The organism is Sphaerimonospora thailandensis, from assembly GCF_016863115.1.
In the GTDB taxonomy this organism is placed as follows: domain Bacteria; phylum Actinomycetota; class Actinomycetes; order Streptosporangiales; family Streptosporangiaceae; genus Sphaerimonospora; species Sphaerimonospora cavernae.
Map to the genome: position 1 here is coordinate 37,825 of NZ_BOOG01000037.1, position 23,216 is coordinate 61,040.

Here is a 23,216-nt window from a genome sequence, read left to right on the forward strand (position 1 = left end):
TCGGACGGTGCCGGTCACCCTCCGAGCTCGGCTCGGTCGACAGCGGACCGCACCGCATCGAGGTCGAGCCCGAGCTGGGCCATCACTTCGTTGTGGTCACCGCCCTGGACGGGCCAGCCGTGTCCCGCGTTGACCCCCACCACGATGCGCCCCGGCAGCAGCAGGGCAAGTGCCTCGGCCACGCCCCCCTCCGCCCGGTGCTCCTCGACGACGACGAACCTGGAGTGCCGCTCGGCCAGCTCCACCGCTGCCGCCGCCAGGTGCGCGTGGTCCAGGTAGCACAGGTGCGCGTGCCCGAGGCCGGGGCGTTCCAGGCGGGCCTCCAGAGCCATCCGCGTGCCCTCCTCTCCTACCGAGACCAGGCACACCGCGCCGGAATCAGCCGTGCTCTCCCAATTGACCGCGGGCGGAGACTCGCCCTCCCACGGAAGGCTCTCGTACGCGGCGTTGCGACCGGTGCGAATGTAGTGCGGCCGCCCGGAGATCGCGGCGGCGCCGACCACGGCCCGCATCTCAGCCTCGCCGTACGGAGCCGCGATCACCACGCCGGGGATGCTCCGCAGCACGGCGAGATCTTCCAGGCAGTGGTGAGTGGTGCCGAACCAGGCTCCGGACACGCCCGCATAGGGCGCGACCACGGTCACGCCGGCCGAGAGGTAGCCGAGGGTCAGCTTCAGGCTCTCGGCAGCGCGTAGTGCCGCGAACGGCGCGAACGTACTCAGGAACGGCTTGTAGCCGCCTGCGGCGAGGCCGGCCGCCATGTCGACCATGGCCGCCTCGGCGATTCCGAAGTTGAAGAACCGGCTCGGGTGGGCGAGGGCGAACGGATGGTTCTTACCGCCCAGATCCGCCTCGATGCAGAGGATCCGTTCGTCGTCATAGGCCAGGCGGGTCAGCGCGTCCCGGTAGGCGTCACGGCCGGAGAGGGTCATCTGATCGTTCGCTTCCACTTCTCGGCGCGGTCCTCGCCGATCGTCACGTAGTGCGCCCCCGCCCTGCCCTGTACGGCGGGCACGCCCATGCCCTTGACCGTCGCGGCGATCACCGCCAGCGGCCGGTCGGCGCCTTCCCTGTCGTCGGCGAACACCGCCGAGAGCTCGGCGAGGTCGTGTCCGTCCACTTCGAGGACGTCGCAGCCGAAGGCGGTGAACCGCTCGGCCAGTTTGGGCAGCGGGGAGATGTCGGCGACCAGGCCGTCGTTCTGGCCGCCGTTGCGGTCGACGACGATGACGAGGTTGCCGAGCCGGCGGGCCACGGCGACCTGGACCGTCTCCCAGACCAGGCCCTCCTGCAACTCGCCGTCGCCCGCGATCGCGACGCCCAGCCCGTGGCGGCCGCCGAGCTTGAGCGCCATCGCCCATCCGGCGGCGTACGGCACGCCGTGGCCGAGGCTGCCCGTCGGGAACGCGATCCCGGGCACCTTCGGTCCGGGGTGGCCCGTGTAGGGGCTGCCCGGCAGTCCGTAGACCGGAGCCGGGTTCTCCTCGATGACCCCGCTCACGTGCAGCGCCGCGTACAGCCCCGCGGCCGCGTGTCCCTTGCTCAGCACCACCCGGGTGCCTTCGTCGCGGTTCGCCCGCTCCAGCGCCGCGATCAGGATGTCCATCACCGATAGGCTGCCGCCGAGGTGACAGCCACGCGGGCTCGCTGCCATGTCGACCACGAGCTCACGTGCACGCCGCGCGCGTTCGGCGAGCACCCGCGTCGCGTCCAGTACCGTCGTCACGACTTTCCCCCAGTGATCACAAACCAGTTGGCGACGGCCTCGGCGAGCACGCCGACCGCCTGGCGGTACTCCGCGACGCCGATCCGCTCGACGTCGGTGTGATCGAGTGAGGAGTCTCCCGGGCCATAGGCGACCATCGGCACGCCCGTCCACGTGGTGGCCAGCGTGTTCATGTCCGACGTGCCCTTCTTCACCACGAACCGCGGGCGGATCCCGGCTTTGCCGAACGACCGGGTGAACGCCTTGGCCAGCGAGGTGGTGCGGCTGCCGGAGAAACCCGGCGTCGCCCGCTGTACCTCGATCGACGCATCCGCGCCGGCGTGCGCGAGCGCCGCCTCCTCGATCGACGCGAGGTCTGCGTCCGGCGGGACCCGGAAGTTGAGCACGGCCACCGCCCTGTTCGACCGGCTGCCCGGCTCGGTCCACATGTCGATGACCGCGCTCAGCGCCTCCGGCGCCTGCTTGAGCACGGATTCACGGATGGCCTGGGTCACCTCGATCAGCCGGTCGGGCCCGGAGACCGCGTCCATCCCCGCTGAGTGCCCACTCGAGACCGTCGCGGTGATCTTCAGCTTGAACAGGCCGAAGTACCCCAAGGTCAGCGTGGCCGAACCGCTGGGTTCACCTATCACCACCGCGTCGGCCGGGTAGTTGTCGCGGACATGGAAGGCGCCCTTGCTGGACGAGATCTCCTCCTCCACCGCCCCCACCACACGCAACTGACCGTCCGGTGGCACCTCCGCGACGCTCAGCACCTCCAGGAAGCCGGCCAGGCAGCCCTTGGCGTCGACTGATCCCCGGCCGAAGAGGTGCTCGCCGGCCTCCCAGCGCACCGGCCAGCGGAACGGGACGGTGTCCAGGTGGCCCAGCATCATCAGCCGCCGGGGTCCGCCGCCCTTCACCGCGACCAGGTTTCCCGCCTCATCGATCCACGCCTCGATGCCCCGTTCCGCACACCATCGGACGAGGTACCGGGCGAGCTCGTACTCGTCCCGTGAGACGGAGGGGATCGTGACCGTACGGCTGAGCAGGGCCAGATCCTCGGCGGGAGGAGGCTCCGGCCAGAACCGCGTCCATCCGCCGTCGTCGGCCATCGTATGCGGACCGGTGATCGCCACGTCCGCGCTGCCCGCCAGTGCGATCTCCGCGGCCCGGACCTTCTGCCGCATCCGGCCACCGGCGAACTGCCCGCCCTCCCCCGGGTGGAGATGACGCAGTGTGGACGACGGATCGGCCGGGTCACGCAGCAGCCCGGGTGTTCCGGTGACCAGGCGCAGATGATCGGCGTCCAAGGCGTTGGCCAGGACAGCGGCCAGCACGTCGGCGTCGACGTTCAGCGGCGCCTCGCCGTCCGCCCCGGCGACCGGTGGTGACAGGCACACCACGTCGTAGGCGTCCAGCAGCGCGGTGAGCCGTCCAGTGTCCACCGCGTCCGGCACACCGGCGCGATGGTCGCGCACCACGCTGATCCGGCCCTCGTCGGACACCACCCGGATCGGTTTGTTCGGCGTGCCGGAGACCAGTGCGGCGCGGCCGGCGACGGAGGCGAACACCGCCAGCCTGTGGGCGCCGAGGCCCGCCTCCACCACCGGCAGGGCCACCTGCTCGTACGCGGCCACCACGAATGGCATCTCCTCAGCCGGGCAGTAGCGGAACTCGTCCCCGCCGGCCATCCGGCGGATCGGCACGGCCCGGTTCAGTGATTCGTAGTGGCGCTCGATGAACACCGCGCCGCCGGCGACCAACAGCACCCGTGCGCCGCGCGCGCTCAGCTCCGCGATCTCACGGAAGATCGTTTCGTGGTCGAGTGTCGCGCTGCCCGCCTTGACCACGTAGAGCGGCCTCATGGCGCCGACGCTGTCAACGGGAGGCCGAGGGCCTCGTCGAAACCGTACGCCAGGTTCATCACCTGAACCGCCTGGCCCGCCGCGCCCTTGATGAGGTTGTCCAGCGCGGCGACGGCCACGACCCGCTCACCGCGCACGCTCACCGCGATCTCGGCCACGTTCGAGCCCACGACCGCCTTGAGCATCGGGAAGTCCTGAGGGTGCCTCGGCGTGGTGCGCACCCGCACGAAGCGCTTTCCCACGTACGCCTTGCCGAAGGCTCGTTTGACGTCCAGCGTCGACACACCGGGCAGCAGCGTCGCGTACGCGGTCACCATGATCCCGCGGGGCACGTCCAGGCTGAAGGTGGAGAAGTGCAACTCCGGTGCGCTGCCGGTGACCTCCGCCACGGCCTGCCGGATCTCCGGAGTGTGGCGGTGGCCGTGGAGCTTGTGCACCCGGAAGTTGCCCGCTCGTTCCGCGTGGTGCTCGCCAGCGGTGCGGCCGGCGCCGGTCGACCCGGTCTTGGCGTCCACGACCACCTGCGGACGCACCAGCGGTGCGGCGAACAGCGGGTACAGCGCGTAGATCGTGGTGACTGCCATGCAGCCGGGCAGGTTGATCAGACGTCCCTCCGGCACAGATGCCGCCAGTTCCGGCACGAAGTAGTCGAACTTCGCCGGATTCTCCGCCGATCTCGGGTAGTGCTCACGCAACTCGGCCTCGTCCCGCAGGCGGTAGTCGCCTGCCAGGTTGAACACCCGCTTGGCCTGTTCGGTCACCTGAGGCAGCACCCCGGGCAGCGCCCCCGTCGGCAGGCAGGCAAAGGCCACGTCCACGGGGCCGACATCGGACAGTTCGGCCAGCGGCCGGAACTTCAGCCCGGTCACGCCCGGATGGTTGCGCAACCACGGATGGACCGCACCGACGATGGAGCCGGCGTTACGCTCCGCCGACAGGAAGGTAAGCTCGACCATCGGGTGATCGAGCAGCAGCCGGATCAGCTCGCCGCCGGAGTAGCCGCTGGCCCCGATCACGGCGACCTTGATCTTCTCACCGGCTCCGGTGTTCCGCGTCTCAGCCAAGGCGCGCCGCCTTCTCCCACGGACGGCGGTAACCACCGTCGGCGACGAGCTTGCGGATCACGTCCGGTCGCCGGGCCACCTTGCGGAACGCGTCCGCGTAGCGGAGCACGCGCTCGTACTCCACAGGCGACCGCAGCTCGCGGCAGAGCGTCAGCGTGCTCTCCAGCATCCGCAGTGTCACCGGGAAGTCATCCGGGGTGTGGTCACGTACGGCGTCGGGGTTGAGGGTGAACGGGTAGGAGCCACCGAACCCCGCCCGCTTCCGGAACGGCAGATGGCACGGGATGGGGGTGTTCTGCCACTCGCGCGCCGGTACGCCTTCGGCGACCAGCAGCTCGTGCACCGCCTCCTTGACCGCGTATACGGGCAGGTCCTCCAGCCCCACGGCCTCAGGCACCAGAGTGATCCGGTACATGTTGTACGCGTGTACGTATCCCGCTGGCACGTACGGCGGGCGGAACAGGCCGGTCTCCGCGAGCGCATCGCCCAGGAGTTCGGCGTTGCGGGCGCGGATCTGGTCGTAGTAGGGCAGCCGTGCCAGCTGGCTAGCGCCGAACGCGGCGGCGATCCACGACATGCCGTAGTCGATGCCGTGCCGCTCCAGGTAGTCCCTCGCCCGCCGGTAGGCCGCTTCGGTGGCGAAGAACGCGATGCCCCCCTCACCGCCGAGTGGGAAGTTCTTGTCGGCCATCAGGCTCTGGCCGGCCGCGTCGCCCAGCGACCCCGCGACGGCGCCGTCGATCCTGGCCGAGTGGGCGTGCGAGGCGTCCTCGACCAGGCGCACGCCGCACCTGTCGGCCAGCGCACGCAGGGCGGGAACATCGGCGGGCAATCCATGCACGTGCACCGGCATGATCGCTTTAGTGCGCGGGGTGACGGCCGCCTCGGTGGCGCCTGGGTCCATGCAGTACGTCTTCGGATCGATGTCCACGAACACCGGCACCGCGTGCGCGGCCACCACGGCCTGGGCGGTGGCGATAAACGTGAAGGCGGGCACGATGACCTCGTCGCCGGGCTCGACGCCCGCCCCGGCCAATGCCATGTGCAGGCTCGCCGTTCCGCTGGCCGTGGGCAGGGCGAACTCAGCGCCGACGTAGGCCCGGTAGGCCTCGGCGAAGTCGGCGACGACCTTCTCCGGAGCCACGCGTTGCGAGAGCAACATCGTGAACACGTCTTCCTTCGTGATCACCGGAAACACCGTGCGCCCCAGCCCCTTGGGGATCATCGGTCGACCGCCCAGGACGGCCAGCTCGCCGGCCGCCTCCTCCTCGCGGGGAAGGGGAAGCGGCGACGACGGGAAGTCCGTGATCATGATGCGGCTCCTGCGGGCTGGGCGGCTTTGGTCAGGGCCATCCGCACGCACGCGGCGACCAGTGGGCTGAGTCGGTAGTTGAACTGGACACCCGGCACGAGATCGGGATCGGCCTCCTCCTGGGTCCACATCGTTCTCAGGTCGAAGGCACCGAAGATCTTCAGACGCTCGCCCCTGGCCCAAGCCTTGGGGTCGTCGGTGAGAACTGCGGCGGCCGGGCCGAACCCGAGGCCCGTCAGGTTCACCACCAGCGCGGGCGCACCGGTGGCGGCCAGCTCCCTCAGCCTGCCGGCGTTGCCGCCGTCGACGCCGATCGAGTCGAAGGTCGCCGGGCTCCCGTCCCGTACGGAGACTCCGAGCCACGCGAGGAAGGCGGCGGTCCTGTCATCGAGGCCCGGCTGGGTGATCTCCGCACCGTGACCGATGCCCTGAGCGACCAGTGCGGTGTGAACCGCGGCCGTGTAGCTGTTGACCAACACGGCATTGGATCGTCCGGTGAGCTTTTTGAGCGCACGTTCGAGACCGGGCAGTTCCCGGTCGTTCTTCTCGATGCTCATCACCACGCCCGAGGTGAGGACGCGGGTGAGCACCGTGGCCGTGTCGTACGGCTCCATAGAACATCCCCTAAATGAGCTGATCCGCTTCAGGCGGCTGAAGGTTGCGACCTCTCCCTGGCCCTCTCCGCGAGGTATTCGGCCAGGTGCCGTGCGACGTCCACCCCGTGGACCGCGGAAGATCTGGCGAACTCCGGGTTGGCGTTCACCTCGAGAACCTTCAGTTCCCCGGTCGTCCGGTCGGCCACCAGGTCCACGCCGTAGAAACCGTCTCCGAGCACGTCGACGACCTGGGCGCAAAGCTTCTCGATCTCGTTGGTGATCTCGGTACGGCGGACCTCCGCCCCCAGATGGGTGTTGGTGCGCCATTCCTTGGAGATCCGCTGTATGGCCACGATCGGGGTTCGCCCGACCACGATCACCCGCAGGTCGTGTCCCGGCTTCTCGACGTACTCCTGCACGAGCACCGGAAAGAGCTTGCCTGCCGCGTCAGCGGATTCGCGTCCACCGATCCACGCATCCAGGCAATCGAGGTCGAGCAGCCGGGTGACCCCGCGCCCCCATGAGCCGCTGACCGGCTTGACCACGGCCGGCCACCCGAGCGTGTCGACCGCGTCGCGCACCTGCTCGAAGCTGAAGGCGTGGTATGACGCCGGATGCGGCACACCGCTGCGGGCGAACACCAGCGCCTGCAGGCCCTTGTCGTTGCAGACCTCGATGGCGGAGGAGGTGTTGACCGTGCGCACCCCCGTGCATTCAAGCCTGCGTGCCGCGTCGACCGCGTCGCGGTGGGAGAGATTGCGGATGACGGCGAGCGCCGGAGGATCCGTTCGCAGCGCCACCACCTCGGCCAGGTCGCCCATGACCGCGACCTCCACGCGGAGGTCCTGATCACGAAGTGCCCCCAGCAGCAGCTTCTCGTCCGGACGAAGCATCGTTAGGGACAAGACGACATCTGGCACGCGGTTCACTCGCCCCAGTCCTCTTCCACCTCGGGGGCGAGACCGACGCTGACGCTGGTGCCGTTGATCTCGGTGACCTCGTGCTCCTGGCCGCAGCCAGCACACTCGATGATCTCACCTTTCTCCCAGTCAGCGGACACCTCGAACGCCGTGTCGCAAACCAGGCACTGTGGAGCGGAAACACTCACAGTCATCTCACGTCCTCCTGTTCTAAATATCCAGGCGAGCTCACACGCACATGAGAGGCAGGTGAGAGCCCGCGCACGCGAAAAGGCCGACGGCCTCGCGTACCACCGAAGAAGACCATTACCGGACGAAGGACGAGCCTTTCGGGCATGTACCGGCTGTGGCCGCCGAACACCATACGACGCCCATCAGCCGTCGGCGATCGGCCACCGCACAGGACCAGCCAATGCCCAACCCTCCCCAATGAGCGGCCGAAAACGGCGGCATGTCGGAAGCGCACACCTGCGACTGACCGAAACAGACATACTGCTCCGGGCCGGATTGGTGCAAGCTGCGACTGCAGTCCCAATCATGGCCAATCACACCTGGGAAGTCTTTGGTGTTCCCTGCACAGCTGTTGACGATGTCTGCATTCCCGGACGCCGCCGGGTCAGCTGACGGTATTCACTGGGCGACAGTTCGTACACGGTCCGGAACGCGCGGCTGAAATGCGCGCTGTCGATGAATCCCCAGCGAGCCGCGATCGCCCGGACCGGTACCGATCCGAGATGGGGGTTGGCCAGATCACGCCGGCAGCGCTCGAGCCTGAGCTGTCGTATCCAGCTGGCGATCGGCAGGCTCTGCTCTTCGAACAGCTGGTAGAGGTAACGCGGCGAGATCTTGTGAGCAGTGGCGATGGTGGCGGGTGAGAGTTCCGGATCGCCGAGACGTTCCAGGACGAACCGGTGGATCTGCGCCTGCAGGACCCGTCGGCGGCTTTCAGGAGGCAGCGAGGAGGCGGCCTCGAGTTGGTTGGCGCAGAGGGCCGCGACCAAGTCCAGCGTAATGGTGGTCAGCCGGTTCACGTCGGCCTCCGTGTACGTGGTGGCCTGGCGGACCAGCTCGCCGAGGTGGCGGCTCACCAGTTCCGTAAGCCCGTGCCCGCCCGGCAGGCGCACGGCGACGAGCCGGCCGAGGCCGTCGGCGGACAACGGCAGCAGGGTCTTGGGGATCTGCACGATCACGCACTGGGGCGGATTGTCGCCGTCGGTGTCGGCCCAGCCCTGGAAAGGGGATGAGGTCTCGTAGAACATGAAATCGCCGGGGCCGCAGGCGGCCTCCCGGCCGGACTGGGCGATTCCCCTCCTCCCGCTGACGGTGAGTGACAGGCAGTACATTTCAGGGTCGAACCGCCAGATCAGCTTCCTGCTCCGGTGCACATGCAGCGGAGAGTATGTCTGCGAACACACCCGTATCGCGCCGAAGTCCAGTGCGTACGCCGTCGCCTGGAAGTTCTCCTTGTGGTCGCTGCGAACCACGGCGGGTGTGAGCATCTTGCGGGACATCTCATGCCACGCGGCAAATCGGTCCGCTACTGGGAAATCGTCGGTGCGAAACTCGAACGTTATCACTGAGATCCCTCCGGCAACTCACGGCAGGTCACACCGAATGATATCAACCGCCATTTTCACAACTCTGTGTACATCCCCGCCAAGGCGAGATCAGCCCAGCGGGTCAGGCATCTCTCTCCGCCGGCTCACGTTCTCACTGGTGGCGGATCCGCGTCCGCGCCGCGACGTGCCGCCTCTGCCCTGAGACTGAGGGGCGTTCTGTCGGCCCGGTGCCCTACAGTTCGGGACATGACCCTCGCCGAAGAGCGCTCGATCGTCGGCGCGCTGTCCCCCTCCCGTGCCGGCGACTTCATGACCTGCCCCCTGCTCTACCGGTTCAGAGTGATCGACCAGCTTCCCGAGCGGCCCTCCGCCGCGGCGGTACGGGGCACGCTCGTCCACGCGGTGCTGGAGCGGTTGTACGACCTGCCGGCGCAGGGCCGTACGGTCGCGGCGGCACTCGACCTGCTGGAGCCGCAGTGGAACCGGCTTCTGGAGGAGGAGCCGGAGTACGGCGGGCTCTTCTCGGCCGACGAGGAGCGGGACGCGTGGCTGGCGCAGGCGCGTGGCATGGTCGAGCGCTACTTCACGCTGGAGGACCCGCAGCGGCTGGAGCCCGCGCAGCGGGAGATGTACGTGGAGGCGGTGCTCGACAGCGGCCTGCTGTTGCGCGGTTACATCGACCGTCTCGACGTGGCGCCCACCGGCGAGACGCGGATCGTGGACTACAAGACCGGCGCCGCTCCTGGGCGCGACTTCGAGGCGAAGGCGCTGTTCCAGATGAAGTTCTACGCGCTGGCGCTGTGGCGCAGCGGCGGCGCCGTGCCGCGGATGCTCCAGCTCATGTACCTGGGCAACGGCGAGATCCTACGCTACGTGCCGGACGAGGCCGACCTGCGGGCCACCGAGCGCAAGGTGCAGGCGCTGTGGACGGCGATCGAGCGTGCGGTCCGCACCCGCGAGTGGCGGTCCCGGCGCTCCCGGCTGTGCGACTGGTGCGACCACCAGACGCTGTGCCCGGAGTTCGGCGGCACGCCGCCGCCGGTCCCGGACCGGGAGCCGCGTCTGTCGGCGCGGGTGAGCAGGCGGGCCGCCACCGACGAGATGTGACCCAACCGTGACCGGCAGGTCCTCAGGTGTGCCTCATCCGTTGGGAGGAGCCCGATATCCCTCCCGAGCAGGGTGGACTGCCAGATCGACGGCCTAGATTTGGAACGTGCGCACCACCCCCGCCGGTCTCCGGTCCTGGTTCAGGTCTCATCCCCTGTTCGGCGACTCGCTCCTCGCGGTGGTGCTGACGACCTGTTCACTCGCCATGATCGTGCTGATGGGCCCGGAGGGGGTTGCGCGGTTACAGGCGGCCCTGCACGTGGAGATCCGCCCGCCGGACGCGCTGAACCTGATCCTGGCGGCGCTGTGCACACTGCCCGTGGCGCTGCGGCGGCGCTGGCCGTTCATGCTGCTGGCGCTGACCACGGTCCCGGAGTGGGCGCTCGACTCGCTCAGTTACCACACCGGGCTCAGCGAGATCGCCGGCCTGATCCTGCTCTACACGGTGGCCGCGCACCGGGGGCTGGCGCTGAGCCTGGCCGGCCTCGCCGTCACCATGGTCGGTTACGCCGTCGGGACCGGCCTTTCACCTCTCCCGCTGGCGTGGCCCGACCACGCGGTGATCATTGTGATCATCATGCTCTGCTGGGTGAGCGGCCGGGCCATCCGGCTGCGCCGCGCCTACCTCGCCGAGCTGGTGCAACGGGCGGACCGGCTCGAGCGTGCCCGCGAGGCCGACACCCGGGCGGCGCGGGCCGAGGAGCGCTCCCGGATCGCCCGCGAGCTGCACGACGTCGTGGCGCACCATGTCAGCGTGATGACCGTCCAGGCCGCGGCCGCGCGCAAGATGCTCGACAGTGATCCCGGCGTCACACGCGACGCGCTGACCGCGATCGAGGAGATGGGCCGTACGGCGATGGCCGAGATGCGCAACATCGTGGGCGTGCTGCGTACGGACGGCCCGGCCGAGCGCGGTCCCCAGCCGGGCATGGCAGATCTGCAGACGCTGGTCGAGCAGATGCGGGAGGCCGGCCTGCGCATCCGGTTGCGCGTGGAGGGCGACCGGTGTGCGCTGCCGCCGGGCATCGACCTGGCCGCCTACCGCCTGGTGCAGGAGGCCCTCACCAACAGCCTGCGTCACGCCGGGCCGGCGGCCGGCGCCTGGGTGACCGTACGGTACGAGCCGGACCGGCTGACGGTCCACGTCGAAGACGACGGGCGCGGCGCGGCGGCCGATCCCGCCCGCCCCGACGGGAAAGGGCACGGGCTGGTGGGCATCAGGGAGCGCGTCGCGCTCTATGGTGGTGTCCTGCGGATCGGCCCCCGGAGCGGGGGTGGATTCGAGGTCCGCGCTCAGTTCCCCCTCACACACAGCCCCCGCACACACAGCCCCCGCACACACAGCCCCCTCGGGGGCGGCCCCCTCAAGGAAACAGCATGACGATCAGGGTGTTACTGGTTGACGACCAGCCGCTGCTGCGTACGGGCTTCCGGTTCATCCTCGAGGCAGAGCCCGACATCACCGTCGTCGGCGAGGCCGGCGACGGTGCGACCGCGATGGACCAGTCCAGGGCCCTGCTGCCCGACGTCGTGCTGATGGACGTGCGCATGCCGGGGACCGACGGCATCGAGGCGACCCGGCGCATCGTCAAGGAGGCGGCGCCGAGCGCGCACGTGCCGAAGGTGCTCGTGCTGACCACGTTCGACCTGGATGAGTACATCGTGGAGGCGCTGCGCGCCGGCGCGAGCGGGTTCCTGCTGAAGGACGTGCCGCCGGACGACCTGGTGCAGGCCATCCGGGTGGTGGCCGCCGGCGACGCGATCGTGGCGCCGAGCGTGACGCGGCGGCTGCTGGACAAGTTCGCGGCCCGGCTGCCCTCGGCGCACCAGCAGGCGACCCCGGCGCGGCTCGACCGGCTGACCGAGCGCGAGCTGGAGGTGCTCCGCCTGATCGCCAAGGGCATGTCGAACGCCGAGATCGCCGCGGGGCTGGTGGTCAGCGAGACGACCGTCAAGACCCATGTCGGCAACGTGCTCACGAAGCTGGGGCTGCGCGACCGGGTCCAGGCGGTCGTCCTCGCCTACGAGACCGGGCTGGCCGTTCCCGGTTCCTTCTCCTGACCGTCCGCCGGCGCCGACGGCGCGTTCCCCGAGGGATTTCCGGCGAAGTTCTCGGGGAAGTGGCAGGCGACCTGGTGACCGGGGGCGAGCGCGGTCAGCGGCGGCTCGACCGTCCGGCAGATCTCCTGTGCCTTCCAGCACCGGGTGTGGAACCGGCACGCCGGCGGCGGGTTGAGCGGTGAGGGAACGTCACCCTGCAGGCGGATGCGCTCCCGATCGGTGCGGCGCTTGGGATCGGGGATCGGGACCGCCGACAGCAGCGCGTTGGTGTACGGGTGCATCGGCGTCTCGTACAGGTCCTTGCGGTCGGCCATCTCGACGATCTTGCCGAGGTACATCACCGCGACGCGGTCGCTGATGTGACGGACCACCGACAGGTCGTGCGCGATCACCACATAGGTGAGATCGAGCTCGTTCTGCAGGTCCTCCAGCAGGTTGACCACCTGGGCCTGGATCGACACGTCGAGCGCGGAGACCGGCTCGTCCGCGATGATCAACTTCGGTTTGAGCGCGAGCGTCCTGGCGATGCCGATCCGCTGCCGCTGGCCGCCGGAGAACTCGTGCGGATAGCGGTTGTAGTGCTCGGGGTTGAGGCCGACCAGTTCCAGGATCTCCTGCACGGCCTTCTTGACGCCGTGTTCGGTCTTGATCCCCTGAATCCGGAACGGCGCGCCGACGATGGCGCCGACGGTGTGCCGGGGGTTCAGCGAGCTGTAGGGATCCTGGAAGATCATCTGTATGTCGCGGCGGAGCGGGCGCATGCGGCCCTGCGACATGTGCGTGACGTCCTCGCCCTCGAACGCGATCTTTCCGCCGGTCGGCTCGATCAGCCGGGTGATCAGGCGGCCGGTGGTGGTCTTGCCGCACCCGGACTCCCCCACCAGGCCCAGCGTCTCTCCCTTGACCACGTCGAAGCTGACGCCGTCCACGGCCCGGACCGCGCCGACCTGCCGCTTGAGCAGGCCGGCGGTCACCGGGAAGTGCTTCTCCAGCCCCCGGACGGACAACAGCGGCTCCGTCAGCAGCGGCTCAGTCGTCACGACGCCTCCAGGTTCGGCTTGATCTCGTTCTCCCAGATGCCGCGCCTCTGGTCGCTCGGCAGGTGGCAGCGCACCCGGTGGCCGCCGTGGGTCTCCAGCAGTTCGGGTACCTCGGTCTGTGAGCGGCCCGCCGTACGGTCGGCGTAGGGACAGCGCGGATGGAAGGCGCATCCGGGCGGCACGTTGATCAGAGACGGCGGCGACCCCTGGATCGGGAGCAGCCGCTCGGTCGGCTCCCGGTCCAGGCGCGGCATCGAACCCAGCAGTCCCCAGGAGTAGGGGTGCTCGGGCCGCTCGAAGATGTCCTCGGCCGAGCCGTACTCGATGCACTTTCCGCCGTACATCACGAGGATGTCGTCGGACAGCTCGGCCACGACGCCGAGGTCGTGCGTGATGATGATCAGCGCCGCGTTGAAGTCGCGCTGCAGGTCGCGCATGAGATCGAGGATCTGCGCCTGCACGGTCACGTCGAGCGCGGTGGTCGGCTCGTCGGCGATCAGCAGCTCGGGGTCGCAGCACAGCGCCATCGCGATCATCGCCCGCTGCCGCATGCCGCCGGAGAACTCGTGCGGGTAGGAGTCGACCCGCCGGTCGGGCTGCGGGATTCCCACCCGGGCGAGCATGTCGATCGCGTGCTTGCGTGCGACCTTCTTGCTGACGTCGTGGTGGATCCGGTACGCCTCGATGATCTGGTTGCCGACCGTGTAGTACGGATGCATCGCGGACAGCGGATCCTGGAAGATCATCGCCATCTTCTTGCCGCGCAGCTTGCGCACGTGCTCGACGCCGGCGCCGACGAGCTCCTCGCCGTCCAGCCAGATCTCGCCGGAGATCCGCGCCCGGGTGCCCTTGTGCAGGCCCAGGATGCCCAGGCTGGTGACGCTCTTGCCCGACCCGGACTCGCCGACGATGCCGAGCGTCTTGCCGCGCTCCAGCGTGAAGGACAGTCCGTCGACCGACTTGACCAGTCCGTCGTCGGTGGGGAAGTGGATCCGCAGGTCTTTCAGTTCGAGGAAACTCATCTCAGCCTCACCCTCGGGTCCACCACCGCGTACAGAAGGTCGACGAGCAGGTTGGCCATGACGACGAAGAAGGCCACCAACATGGTCACACCCATGATCTTGGGAAGGTCGTTCGCGGAGATCGCCTGCACCGCGTACTTGCCGAGGCCGGGTAGCGAGAACGTGGTCTCGGTCAGGATGGCGCCGCCCAGCAGCAGGCCGACGTCCATGCCGAAGATCGTGATAATCGGGGTGAGCGCCCCGCGCAGACCGTGCTTGACGATCACCGTGGGCTCCCGCAGCCCCTTCGCCCGGGCGGTGCGGATGTAGTCTTCGCCCATGGTCTCCAGCATCCCGGCGCGGGTCAGCCGCGCGTACACGGCGGCGTAGAGGAAGGCCAGCGTGATCCACGGCAGGATCAGGTTGTACGCCCACCGCACCGGGTCATCCACGAAGGACGTGTAGCTGCGGCCGGGGGCGGTGATACCCAACTTGTAGCTGAAGAACACCAGGGACATCATGCCGGTGAAGAAGATCGGCAGAGAGACGCCCGCGAGCGCGACGCCCATCGCGGCCCGGTCGAAGAAGCTGCCCCGGCGCAGCGCGGACAGCACTCCGGTTGACACACCGGCCACAAGCCAGATCACGGACGCGCCGATGGCCAGCGACACCGTGACCGGCAGCCGATCCAGCAACTCCGGCCACACCGGTGTCTTGGTGATGAAGGAGTAGCCGAAGCAGGGGGCGGGGCAGTGCTCGATCGAGGCTCCGGTGTCGAAGTCCGAACCGGCGACGATCCCCTTGACCCACCTGCCGTATTGGACGGTGAGGGGGTCGTTGAAGCCCAGTTTGTCCGCGAGTGCCACTACGGTCTCCGCGGTGGCGCCCTTGCTCCCGACGTAGCGGTTGGCGAAGTCGGTGGCGGTGACCCCGGCGAGCCGCGGCACCACAAAGAAGATCGAGAATGTGACGATGCTCACCACAACCAGCATGAGCACCGCGGCGATGAGCCGCCGGATGATGTAAGTGACCACTGTTCCCCCGGCTCCAGGGGTCGGCCGGACCGTCCGGCCGACCCCCTTGCGCCTAGCCTGTCGGCTTCTCGACTCGGTTACTCGACGCCCAAGTTCAGGTAGTCGTACATGTCGTAGGCGCCGGTGACGAACACGTTGGTCAGACCCTTGCCCCGGAGGGTCAGGCCCTTCGCCCACACCGCGGGCAGCACGTAGGCGCCCTCCATGACCTTACGGTCGACCTCGCCCCAGATCGCGTCACGCGTGGCGGCGTCCTGCTCGAGGTTCGCCTTGTCGATCAAGGCGTCGATCTCGGGGCTTTTCACGCCGAGGTTGTAGTTGCCGGCCTCCCGGATGACCCGGCTGTCCACGATCTGTGAGAAGAAGCCGAAGCCGTCGTTCCAGTCGGCCGCCCACCCGTTGGTCGCGATACCGATGTTGTTCTTCTTCGTGTACGCCGGCTTGCCCGCGTAGCTGGGGAAGTACTCGCTGGTGGGGAAACCCTTCAGGGTCAGCTTGATGCCCGCCTTGGCGAGCGCCTGCTGCATCGACTCGGCGGCAGCCTGCTCCTTCGGCCGGTCGGAGCGGAAGGTCATGGTCGTCTCGAAGCCGTCCGGCTTCCCGCAGGCCGCCAAGGCCTCCTTGGCCTTCGCCACGTCACCGGTGCCGGTCGGGTAGAGGTCGAGCTTCTGCCAGCCACCGATCGACGGCGGCATGAGACCTGAGGCGATCTCTCCGGCGAGCTGGCCGCCGTAGGCGTTCTGCAGGCCCACCCGGTCCGCGGCGTAGATGACCGCCTTGCGGCACTCGACGTTGTCGAACGGCGGGGTGTCGCTGAGGAGCGAGATGTACCAGGTGCGGGCCGCGGTCGGGTTGTCCGCCCGGGCCTTGAGCTCGGGGTCGTTCTGGACGGTCGCCGTCGCCGCGGCCTGGACACCGGTACCCGCGAGGTCGATGTGCAGGTCCCCCGACATGATCCGGTTGTCCAGGTCATTCGCCTCGACGCCGAGCTGGAGCTCGTACCGGTCCGGCAGCGCCTTGCGAATCGGGTCGGTCGCCGGGTCCCAGTTGGGGTTGCGCACCAGGGTGTACTGCTTGCCCTCCTCGACCTTCTCGAACATGTAGGGGCCGGAGGCGATCGGGTGCTGGCGGTACTTGATGCCGCTGTCCTTGTCCTTTGGCACCGGCACCGTCGCGGGCGTCGCGGCGAAGTTGTCGAAGCCCGCGTAGGGCTTCTTCAGGTGGAAGACGATCGTCTGGTCGTCCGGCGTCTCGATCGCGGAGTCGGTGTTGACGTCCGGAGTCTTGTAGACGCTCTTGAAGTCCTTCGGCAGGTCCAGATAGTCGCCGAAGTAGGTCGGGCCGTTGACGAACGTGTCCTTGTCGAGTTGGCGCAGCACGGCGTACTTCACGTCCTTGGACGTGATGATGGTGCCGTCCTCGAACTTGACGCCCGGCCGGATCTTGTAGGTCCAGGTCTTGCCGCCGTCGGACGCCTCGCCCAGGCTCTCCGCCAGGTCGGGTACGAGCTTGCGGCCCTCCGCCCCGGGCGCGGGGTTGTAGGTCACCAGCGGCCGGCCGTAGATGCGCGAGAAGTTCCAGGACAGGGCGTAGTAGGTGTCACCCGGGTCGATGGAGTCCCACGCCTCGGTGATCGCCATCTTCAGCGTGCCCCCCTTCTTGTCAGAGGGGTTCACCACCTTCTCCAGCGCCGCGTTGAACCCGGCCGCATCGCCCTGGCCGGCCGCGCCGCCGGAGTCCGCGCTCTGTCCGCCGCCGCCACCGCCGCCGCACGCGGACAGCCCGAGGCAAAGCGCGACGCCGGTGGCCACGAGGGCCGGCGTGGCGTATCTCTTTCTCATTGCTTGACACCCCTTGTAGGTAGGAGTTGGGGAGGATAGGTGATCTACTCGGGAGATCAGCGGGATGACCTGGGGTCGAGCGCGTCGCGCAGCCCGTCACCGAAGAGGTTGAAGGCCAGCACGGTGATGAAGATCGCCATGCCCGGGAAGAACATGAAGTGCGGCACGGTGTAGTACTTCACAGCAGCGGCGAGCATTCCACCCCAGGTCGCCGTCGGCGGCTGAATTCCCACTCCGAGGAAGGACAGCGCCGCCTCGAAAAGCACGTTGCTCGGGATCAGCAGCGTCGCGTAGATGAGGATCGGCGCGATGAGGTTCGGCAGGATCTCGCGGAACAGGATGTAGGGGCCACGTGCACCGATGCTGCGCGCCGCGTCCACGAACTCCCGCTCGCGCAGCGAGAGCGTCTGCCCCCGGATGATCCGCCCGATGTAGGGCCAGTTGAAGAAACCGATGATGAAGACCAGCAGCAGGATCCGGAGTGTGTCGCCCTTGATCGCGAGCTGGGTTTCGAACTGGCCGAGGACGCCGACCAGTGAGAGCGCGAAGACCAGCAGCGGGAAGGCGAGGAAGACGTCCATGAGCCGGCTGATCAGGGCGTCGACCCAGCCACCGAAGTAGCCGGCGACGACTCCCATGATCGAGCCGATGACGACCGACAGCAGCGTGGCCAGGAAGGCGACGAGCAGCGAGATCCGCGCCCCGTACACGACGCGACTGAACAGGTCCCGGCCGTTGACCGGCTCAACACCGAACAGGAAGTCGGCGCTGATGCCGGTGCCGCCCTTGGGCTGCATCGTCAGCGTGTCGATCATCTCCTGGTGGAACTCGTTGGGCGGGTGGCCGAACCAGCCGACGACGACGGGTGCGAAGACCGCGGCGAGGATCAGGAAGACAACGACGCCGGCGCCGCCCATCGCGACCTTGTCGCGTTTGAGGCGCGTCCACGCGATCTGGCCGAGCGAACGGCCCTGGATGGCTTTGGCGCCCGCGCCCTGGGAGACGGCTTCCGGTGCGGCGTGCTGCTCGTCACCGGAGACGTCGAGCGGTGCGGTCATGTGCTGTCAGCCCCCTGGATCCCAGACGACGTTGTCCAAGAAGGTCCACTGGGTATGCGGACCCCCGGAGGCAGAATCTATGGCCTGAGCTGGGATGACCAGTCCCCAGGGACGCGCTGTGGCTCAACTGTGATTGACGCGAAACTCATTCGTGTTGATCTTGAGTGAACTATCTGGGCTTGATCTCGGTTGTGTCCCAGAACCGTGACATTGCACAAGATCTGTAACACGGCCCCAGAATGCGGTCAGCTGATGCCACGCCGCTTGAGGATCTCCTCGATGTCAGAGAAGTCGTCAGAGGGCGGCGCCGACTTGGCGGCCCCAGACTTGGCGGGCTCGGACTGGCCCGTCCCGGACTTGCCCGAGCCGATGCTCCCGGCGGTCGCGGGTCCGGCGGTCGCGGGCCGCTCCACCTGACGCGGCTCGGTCTTCCCCGGCGTGCCCGCGCCGCGGGCCCGGGACAGGGCGCGGCCGCGCATGGCGCCGGAGACGACGAAGAGCACAGCGGACAGCCCGGCCAGGACGACCCCTGCCCAGACCACAGGCGAGAGCACCAATCCGGTGACGAAACGGACGGCGGCGGAGCCGATGTCCCACAGCGTGCGGTGCGCACCGGTCAGATACGCGGCCAGCGGCAGCAACGACCACGCGGTGGCGCGCAGGCCTGCGGTCGCTCCCCTGCGGCGGAAGGCCAGGAAGCTGAGGACGATCCCGACGGCTGTGAGTCCGGCGCAAAGCGGCAGCCACGCGATCTGATCATATGTCATGACGAACCCCTCGTCTCGTACGGCGTTCTTCCATCCTGGCACGCCATACGGCCCTCCGCCGGGGCCTGTCCGGACGGTGAGCTGAGGGATGAACGGGCCCGGGCGGGCGATCAGACGACGAGCGAGCGGAGCAGTTCCACGTCCACGTGCCGCAGCGACGGCATGACGACCCGTCCGGCCGCCTGGGCGATCGGCAGGACGCTCGGTACGGCGACCACCGGGCAGCCGGCCGCCCTCGCCGAGGCGACCCCGTTCGGCGAGTCCTCGAGCACGACGCAGCGCGCGGGGTCGGCCGACAGCAGGCGGGTCGCCGTGAGGTACGGCTCCGGGTGGGGCTTGGTGCGGGTGACGTCGTCGGCCGTCACGATCACCTCGAAGTGCTCGCGGCCGACGAACTTGAGCACCGCGTCGGCGATCGCCCGCAGGGACGAGGTGACAAGCCCGGTGCGGATCCCGTGGTCGGCCAGCTCACGCAGCAGTTCGACCGCCCCCGGCATGGGCGCCACGCCCGCCGCCAGGCGCCGCTCCATGCCGTCCATCAGCCACGATCCGACGACGATCGGGGCCACGTCGGCCCCGGTCAGCTCCAGCATGTAGGCGATGCTCCGCTCCCACGAGCCGCCGACGAGCCGCTCCTGGTGCTCCGGCCCCCACGACCCGCCGAGACGGGTGACCACCTCGCACTCGACCTCGAACCACACCCGCTCGGTGTCGACGAGCAGACCGTCCATGTCGAACAGCACCGCGTCCACGTCGCCCCTTTCCCCCGACTCCCCTAGATCTTGCCCAGCTAGACGTTGAAGTACTTCGCCTCCGGGTGATGGGCGACCAGCGCCGAGGTGGCCTGCTCGGGGTGGAGCTGGAACCCCTCCGACAGCTCGACGCCGATCCGCGCCGGCTCGAGCAGCCCCATGAGCTGGACCTGATCCTCGAGGTTGGGACACGCGGGGTAACCGAAGGAGTAGCGGCAGCCGGTGATGTCGACCTTGAGCATGTCGGCCAGCGACTCCTCACCCCCGATGCCCAGCTCCGAGCGCACCCGGGCGTGCCAGTACTCCGCCAGCGCCTCGGTGAGCTGGACGGACAGCCCGTGAAGCTCCAGGTAGTCCCGGTAGGCGTCCTTCGCGAACAGTTCGGCCGTGGCCTGGCTGATCCGGTGGCCCATCGTGACGACCTGGAAGGCGACCACGTCGACCTCGCCGGACTCGCGGCGGCGGAAGAAGTCGGCCAGGCACAGGTGCCGGTCGCGGCGCTGGCGCGGGAACGTGAAGCGGGTGCGTTCTTCGCCGGCCTCGTCGAGGATGATCAGGCTGTCGCCCTCGCTCACGCAGGGGAAGTAGCCGTAGACGACGGCCGCCTCCAGCAGGTTCTCGGTCTGCAGCCGGTCCAGCCACATGCGCAGCCGCGGCCGGCCCTCGGTCTCGATGAGCTCCTCGTACGACGGCCCGTCGCCGCCCCTGGCCGCCTTCAGCCCCCACTGGCCCATGAACGTGGCCCGCTCGTCGAGGAACGCGGCGTAGTCGGCGAGCGGAATGCCCTTGATCACCCGGTCGCCGAAGAAGGGCGGCACGGGCACCGGGTTGTCGCCGGCCACGTCCGACCGGTCCGGCAGGTCCTCGACGGCCGTACGCTTCAGCACCGCGCCCGTCTTGACCCGGCGCTCCCGTCGCGGGGGCAGCGCGGCCCCTTCCTCGCCGCGCTTGACCGCCATGAACGCGTCCATCAGCCGCAGGCCCTCGAACGCGTCTTTGGCGTAGCGCACCTCGCCCTGGAAGAGGTCGGCCAGGTCCTGCTCGACGTACGCCCTCGTGAGCGCCGCGCCGCCGAGCAGCACCGGGAATCTGCCGGCGATCCCCCGGGAGTTCATCTCCTCGAGGTTCTCCTTCATGACGACCGTCGACTTCACCAGCAGCCCGGACATGCCGACCACGTCGGCCTGCTTCTCCTCGGCCGTCTCCAGGATCGCCGACACCGGCTGCTTGATGCCGAGGTTCACCACCTCGTAGCCGTTGTTGGACAGGATGATGTCGACCAGGTTCTTGCCGATGTCGTGGACATCGCCCTTGACCGTGGCCAGCACGATCCGGCCCTTCGTGGCGCCCTCGACCCGGTCCATGTGCGGTTCCAGGTACGCCACGGCGGTCTTCATGACCTCGGCCGACTGCAGCACGAACGGGAGCTGCATCTGGCCGGAGCCGAACAGTTCGCCCACGGTCTTCATGCCGTCGAGCAGCACGTCGTTGATGATCTCCAGGGCGGGCCGCTGGGCGAGCGCGTCGCCGAGGTCGGCCTCCAGGCCCTTGCGCTCCCCGTCGATGATCCGCCGCTTGAGCCGCTCCCACAGCGGCAGCGCGGCCAGCTCCGCCGCCTTGCCGGCCTTCATCGCCGCCGCGTCGACGCCCTCGAACAGCTCCATGAACCGCTGCAGCGGGTCGTAGCCGTCCCGGCGCCGGTCGTAGACCAGGTCGAGCGCGACCTGGCGCTGCTCGTCGGGGATCCGGGCCATTGGCAGGATCTTGGACGCGTGCACGATGGCCGAGTCGAGCCCGGCGTTGACGCACTCGTTCAGGAAGGCCGAGTTGAGCACCATGCGCGCGGCCGGGTTGAGGCCGAACGAGATGTTGGACAGGCCGAGCGTGGTCTGCACGCCCGGATAGCGGCGCTTGAGCTCGCGGATCGCCTCGATCGTCTCCAGGCCGTCGCGGCGGGTCTCCTCCTGGCCGGTGGCGATCGGGAAGGTCAGGCAGTCGACGACGATGTCCTCGACCCGCATGCCCCAGTTGCCGACGAGGTCGTCGACCAGGCGGGAGGCGATCCCGACCTTCCACTCGGCGGTGCGGGCCTGGCCCTCCTCGTCGATGGTCAGCGCGACCACGGCGGCGCCGTGCTCCCGGACCAGTCGCATGATCTTCGTGAAGCGCGAGTCGGGCCCGTCGCCGTCCTCGTAGTTCACCGAGTTGACGACCGCCCGCCCGCCGAGCATCTCCAGCCCGGCCTCCAGCACGGCCGGCTCGGTCGAGTCGATCACGATCGGCAGCGTCGAGGCGGTGGCGAAGCGGAACGCCAGCTCCTTCATGTCGGCGACGCCGTCCCTGCCGACGTAGTCGACGCACAGGTCCAGCATGTGCGCGCCGTCGCGGGCCTGCGCCCGGGCGATCTCGACGCACTCCTCGTAGTCGCCGGCCAGCATCGCCTCGCGGAACGCCTTGGAGCCGTTGGCGTTGGTCCGCTCGCCGATCGCCAGATAAGACGTGTCCTGCCGGAACGGCACGCTCTGGTAGAGGGAGGCCGCCCCCGCCTCGGGACGCGGCCGCCGTACGGTCCGGGACCGGCCGTTCACGCGCTCGACGACCTGGCGCATGTGCTCGGGGGTGGTGCCGCAGCAGCCGCCCACCAGCGCGAGCCCGTAGTCGCGCAGGAACGCGTCGTGCGCGTCGGCGAGCTCGCCGGGCGTGAGCGGGTAGTGGGCGCCGTCGGCCGTGAGCTGCGGCAGCCCGGCGTTCGGCATGCAGGACAGCGGCAGGCGCGAGTGCTTGGCGAGGTGGCGCAGGTGCTCGCTCATCTCGGTCGGCCCGGTGGCGCAGTTGAGGCCGATCAGGTCGGCGCCCAGCGGCTCGATCGAGGTCAGCGCCGCGCCGATCTCCGAGCCCAGCAGCATCGCGCCGTTGGTCTCGATGGTCACCTGCGCGATGATCGGCACGTCGCGCCCGGCGGCCTCGATCGCCCGCTTCGCGCCGACGATCGCGGCCTTGACCTGCAGCAGATCCTGGCAGGTCTCGATGATCAATGCGTCGGCCCCGCCCGCGATCAGCCCGGCCGCGTTGTCACGGTAGGCGTCGCGCAGGGTCGCGTACGGCAGATGCCCCAGGGTGGGGAGCTTGGTGCCTGGTCCCATCGAGCCGAGCACGAACCGGGGGTGATCGGCGGTGGACCAGGAGTCGGCCCGCTCCCGGGCGAGCCGTGCGCCGGCCTCGGAGTACTCATGGATCCGGTCGGCGATGCCGTACTCGCCGAGGGCCGCGCGGTTGGAGTTGAAGGTGTTGGTCTCGACGCAGTCGACGCCGGCCGCGAGGTAGGCGTCGTGGACGGCCCGCACGATGTCGGGACGGCTGACGTTGAGCACGTCGTTGCAGCCCTCGTGGCCCTGGAAGTCGTCGAGCGTCGGGTCGTAGGACTGCAGCATCGTCCCCATTGCCCCGTCTGCGACCAGAACTCGCTGGGACAGCACTTCTCGGAAGGACGGTCTGCTGCTGCTCATGGGGAAAGACTATCGGCACGCCCGT

20 protein-coding genes are annotated in these 23,216 nt (G+C 68.9%); 3 read left to right on the plus strand and 17 right to left on the minus strand.

Features of this window, described 5'->3' with window-relative positions:
* Positions 1-14: 14 nt before the first annotated feature.
* From Mth01_RS19305 to Mth01_RS19345, 9 genes are all read right to left on the minus strand, one after another.
* Entirely contained in the window at positions 15-950 is a 936-nt protein-coding gene (locus Mth01_RS19305) for a transketolase family protein (protein ID WP_239089813.1), read from the minus strand.
* Positions 929-1,726, minus strand: coding sequence for a 1-deoxy-D-xylulose-5-phosphate synthase N-terminal domain-containing protein (locus Mth01_RS19310; RefSeq protein ID WP_239089814.1), 798 nt, complete (start codon positions 1,724-1,726; stop codon positions 929-931). The genes Mth01_RS19305 and Mth01_RS19310 overlap by 22 nt, the downstream gene beginning before the upstream one ends.
* On the minus strand, positions 1,723-3,573 hold the full coding sequence (locus Mth01_RS19315) for a M20/M25/M40 family metallo-hydrolase (protein ID WP_204017293.1): 1,851 nt from the start codon (positions 3,571-3,573) through the stop codon (positions 1,723-1,725). Before Mth01_RS19315 ends, Mth01_RS19310 begins: the two co-directional genes overlap by 4 nt.
* Entirely contained in the window at positions 3,570-4,637 is a 1,068-nt protein-coding gene (gene argC, locus Mth01_RS19320) for an N-acetyl-gamma-glutamyl-phosphate reductase (RefSeq protein ID WP_239089815.1), read from the minus strand. Before argC ends, Mth01_RS19315 begins: the two co-directional genes overlap by 4 nt.
* A complete protein-coding gene (locus Mth01_RS19325) occupies positions 4,630-5,949 on the minus strand; it encodes an aminotransferase class I/II-fold pyridoxal phosphate-dependent enzyme (protein ID WP_204017294.1) in 1,320 nt (439 codons plus the stop codon). Before Mth01_RS19325 ends, argC begins: the two co-directional genes overlap by 8 nt.
* Positions 5,946-6,563: a DegT/DnrJ/EryC1/StrS family aminotransferase gene (locus Mth01_RS19330; protein WP_204017295.1), complete on the minus strand. Its 618-nt coding sequence runs from the start codon at positions 6,561-6,563 to the stop codon at positions 5,946-5,948. Before Mth01_RS19330 ends, Mth01_RS19325 begins: the two co-directional genes overlap by 4 nt.
* A gap of 29 nt (positions 6,564-6,592) precedes the next feature.
* Positions 6,593-7,438 (minus strand): RimK family alpha-L-glutamate ligase, encoded by an 846-nt coding sequence (locus tag Mth01_RS19335; protein WP_204017296.1) that lies wholly within the window; start codon positions 7,436-7,438, stop codon positions 6,593-6,595.
* Positions 7,439-7,470: 32 nt separating this feature from the next.
* Entirely contained in the window at positions 7,471-7,659 is a 189-nt protein-coding gene (locus Mth01_RS19340) for a lysine biosynthesis protein LysW (RefSeq protein ID WP_204017297.1), read from the minus strand.
* A gap of 351 nt (positions 7,660-8,010) precedes the next feature.
* Complete coding sequence (locus Mth01_RS19345; RefSeq protein WP_204017298.1) at positions 8,011-8,976, minus strand: AraC-like ligand-binding domain-containing protein; 966 nt, start codon at positions 8,974-8,976, stop codon at positions 8,011-8,013.
* Positions 8,977-9,270: 294 nt separating this feature from the next.
* Here Mth01_RS19345 and Mth01_RS19350 point away from each other — a divergent pair, with 294 nt between their 5' ends.
* From Mth01_RS19350 to Mth01_RS19360, 3 genes are all read left to right on the plus strand, one after another.
* Entirely contained in the window at positions 9,271-10,131 is an 861-nt protein-coding gene (locus Mth01_RS19350) for a RecB family exonuclease (RefSeq protein ID WP_204017299.1), read from the plus strand.
* A 106-nt stretch (positions 10,132-10,237) separates the two neighbouring features.
* Positions 10,238-11,512 carry a sensor histidine kinase gene (locus Mth01_RS19355; RefSeq protein WP_239089816.1) on the plus strand — a complete coding sequence of 425 codons (1,275 nt, stop codon included), beginning with the start codon at positions 10,238-10,240 and terminating at the stop codon, positions 11,510-11,512.
* Positions 11,509-12,192: a response regulator gene (locus tag Mth01_RS19360; protein WP_204017300.1), complete on the plus strand. Its 684-nt coding sequence runs from the start codon at positions 11,509-11,511 to the stop codon at positions 12,190-12,192. The genes Mth01_RS19355 and Mth01_RS19360 overlap by 4 nt, the downstream gene beginning before the upstream one ends.
* Here Mth01_RS19360 and Mth01_RS19365 read toward each other — a convergent pair.
* The 8 genes from Mth01_RS19365 to metH form a co-directional block, all read right to left on the minus strand.
* Positions 12,153-13,232: an ABC transporter ATP-binding protein gene (locus tag Mth01_RS19365; protein WP_275408984.1), complete on the minus strand. Its 1,080-nt coding sequence runs from the start codon at positions 13,230-13,232 to the stop codon at positions 12,153-12,155. The genes Mth01_RS19360 and Mth01_RS19365 overlap by 40 nt on opposite strands.
* A complete protein-coding gene (locus tag Mth01_RS19370) occupies positions 13,229-14,254 on the minus strand; it encodes an ABC transporter ATP-binding protein (protein ID WP_204017301.1) in 1,026 nt (341 codons plus the stop codon). Before Mth01_RS19370 ends, Mth01_RS19365 begins: the two co-directional genes overlap by 4 nt.
* Positions 14,251-15,267 (minus strand): ABC transporter permease, encoded by a 1,017-nt coding sequence (locus tag Mth01_RS19375; RefSeq protein ID WP_204017302.1) that lies wholly within the window; start codon positions 15,265-15,267, stop codon positions 14,251-14,253. The genes Mth01_RS19370 and Mth01_RS19375 overlap by 4 nt, the downstream gene beginning before the upstream one ends.
* Before the next feature lie 77 nt (positions 15,268-15,344).
* A complete protein-coding gene (locus Mth01_RS19380) occupies positions 15,345-17,108 on the minus strand; it encodes an ABC transporter substrate-binding protein (RefSeq protein WP_204017303.1) in 1,764 nt (587 codons plus the stop codon).
* Between the two features lie 56 nt (positions 17,109-17,164).
* Positions 17,165-18,166, minus strand: coding sequence for an ABC transporter permease (locus tag Mth01_RS19385; protein WP_204017304.1), 1,002 nt, complete (start codon positions 18,164-18,166; stop codon positions 17,165-17,167).
* Between the two features lie 245 nt (positions 18,167-18,411).
* On the minus strand, positions 18,412-18,933 hold the full coding sequence (locus tag Mth01_RS19390; RefSeq protein WP_204017305.1) for a cellulose synthase: 522 nt from the start codon (positions 18,931-18,933) through the stop codon (positions 18,412-18,414).
* Positions 18,934-19,043: 110 nt separating this feature from the next.
* The gene (locus Mth01_RS19395) at positions 19,044-19,685 is read right to left on the minus strand and encodes an HAD family hydrolase (protein ID WP_239089817.1); all 642 of its coding nucleotides are present in this window, start codon (positions 19,683-19,685) and stop codon (positions 19,044-19,046) included.
* A gap of 38 nt (positions 19,686-19,723) precedes the next feature.
* Positions 19,724-23,191, minus strand: a complete 3,468-nt coding sequence (metH, locus tag Mth01_RS19400; RefSeq protein ID WP_204017306.1) for a methionine synthase — start codon at positions 23,189-23,191, stop codon at positions 19,724-19,726.
* Positions 23,192-23,216 lie beyond the last annotated feature (25 nt).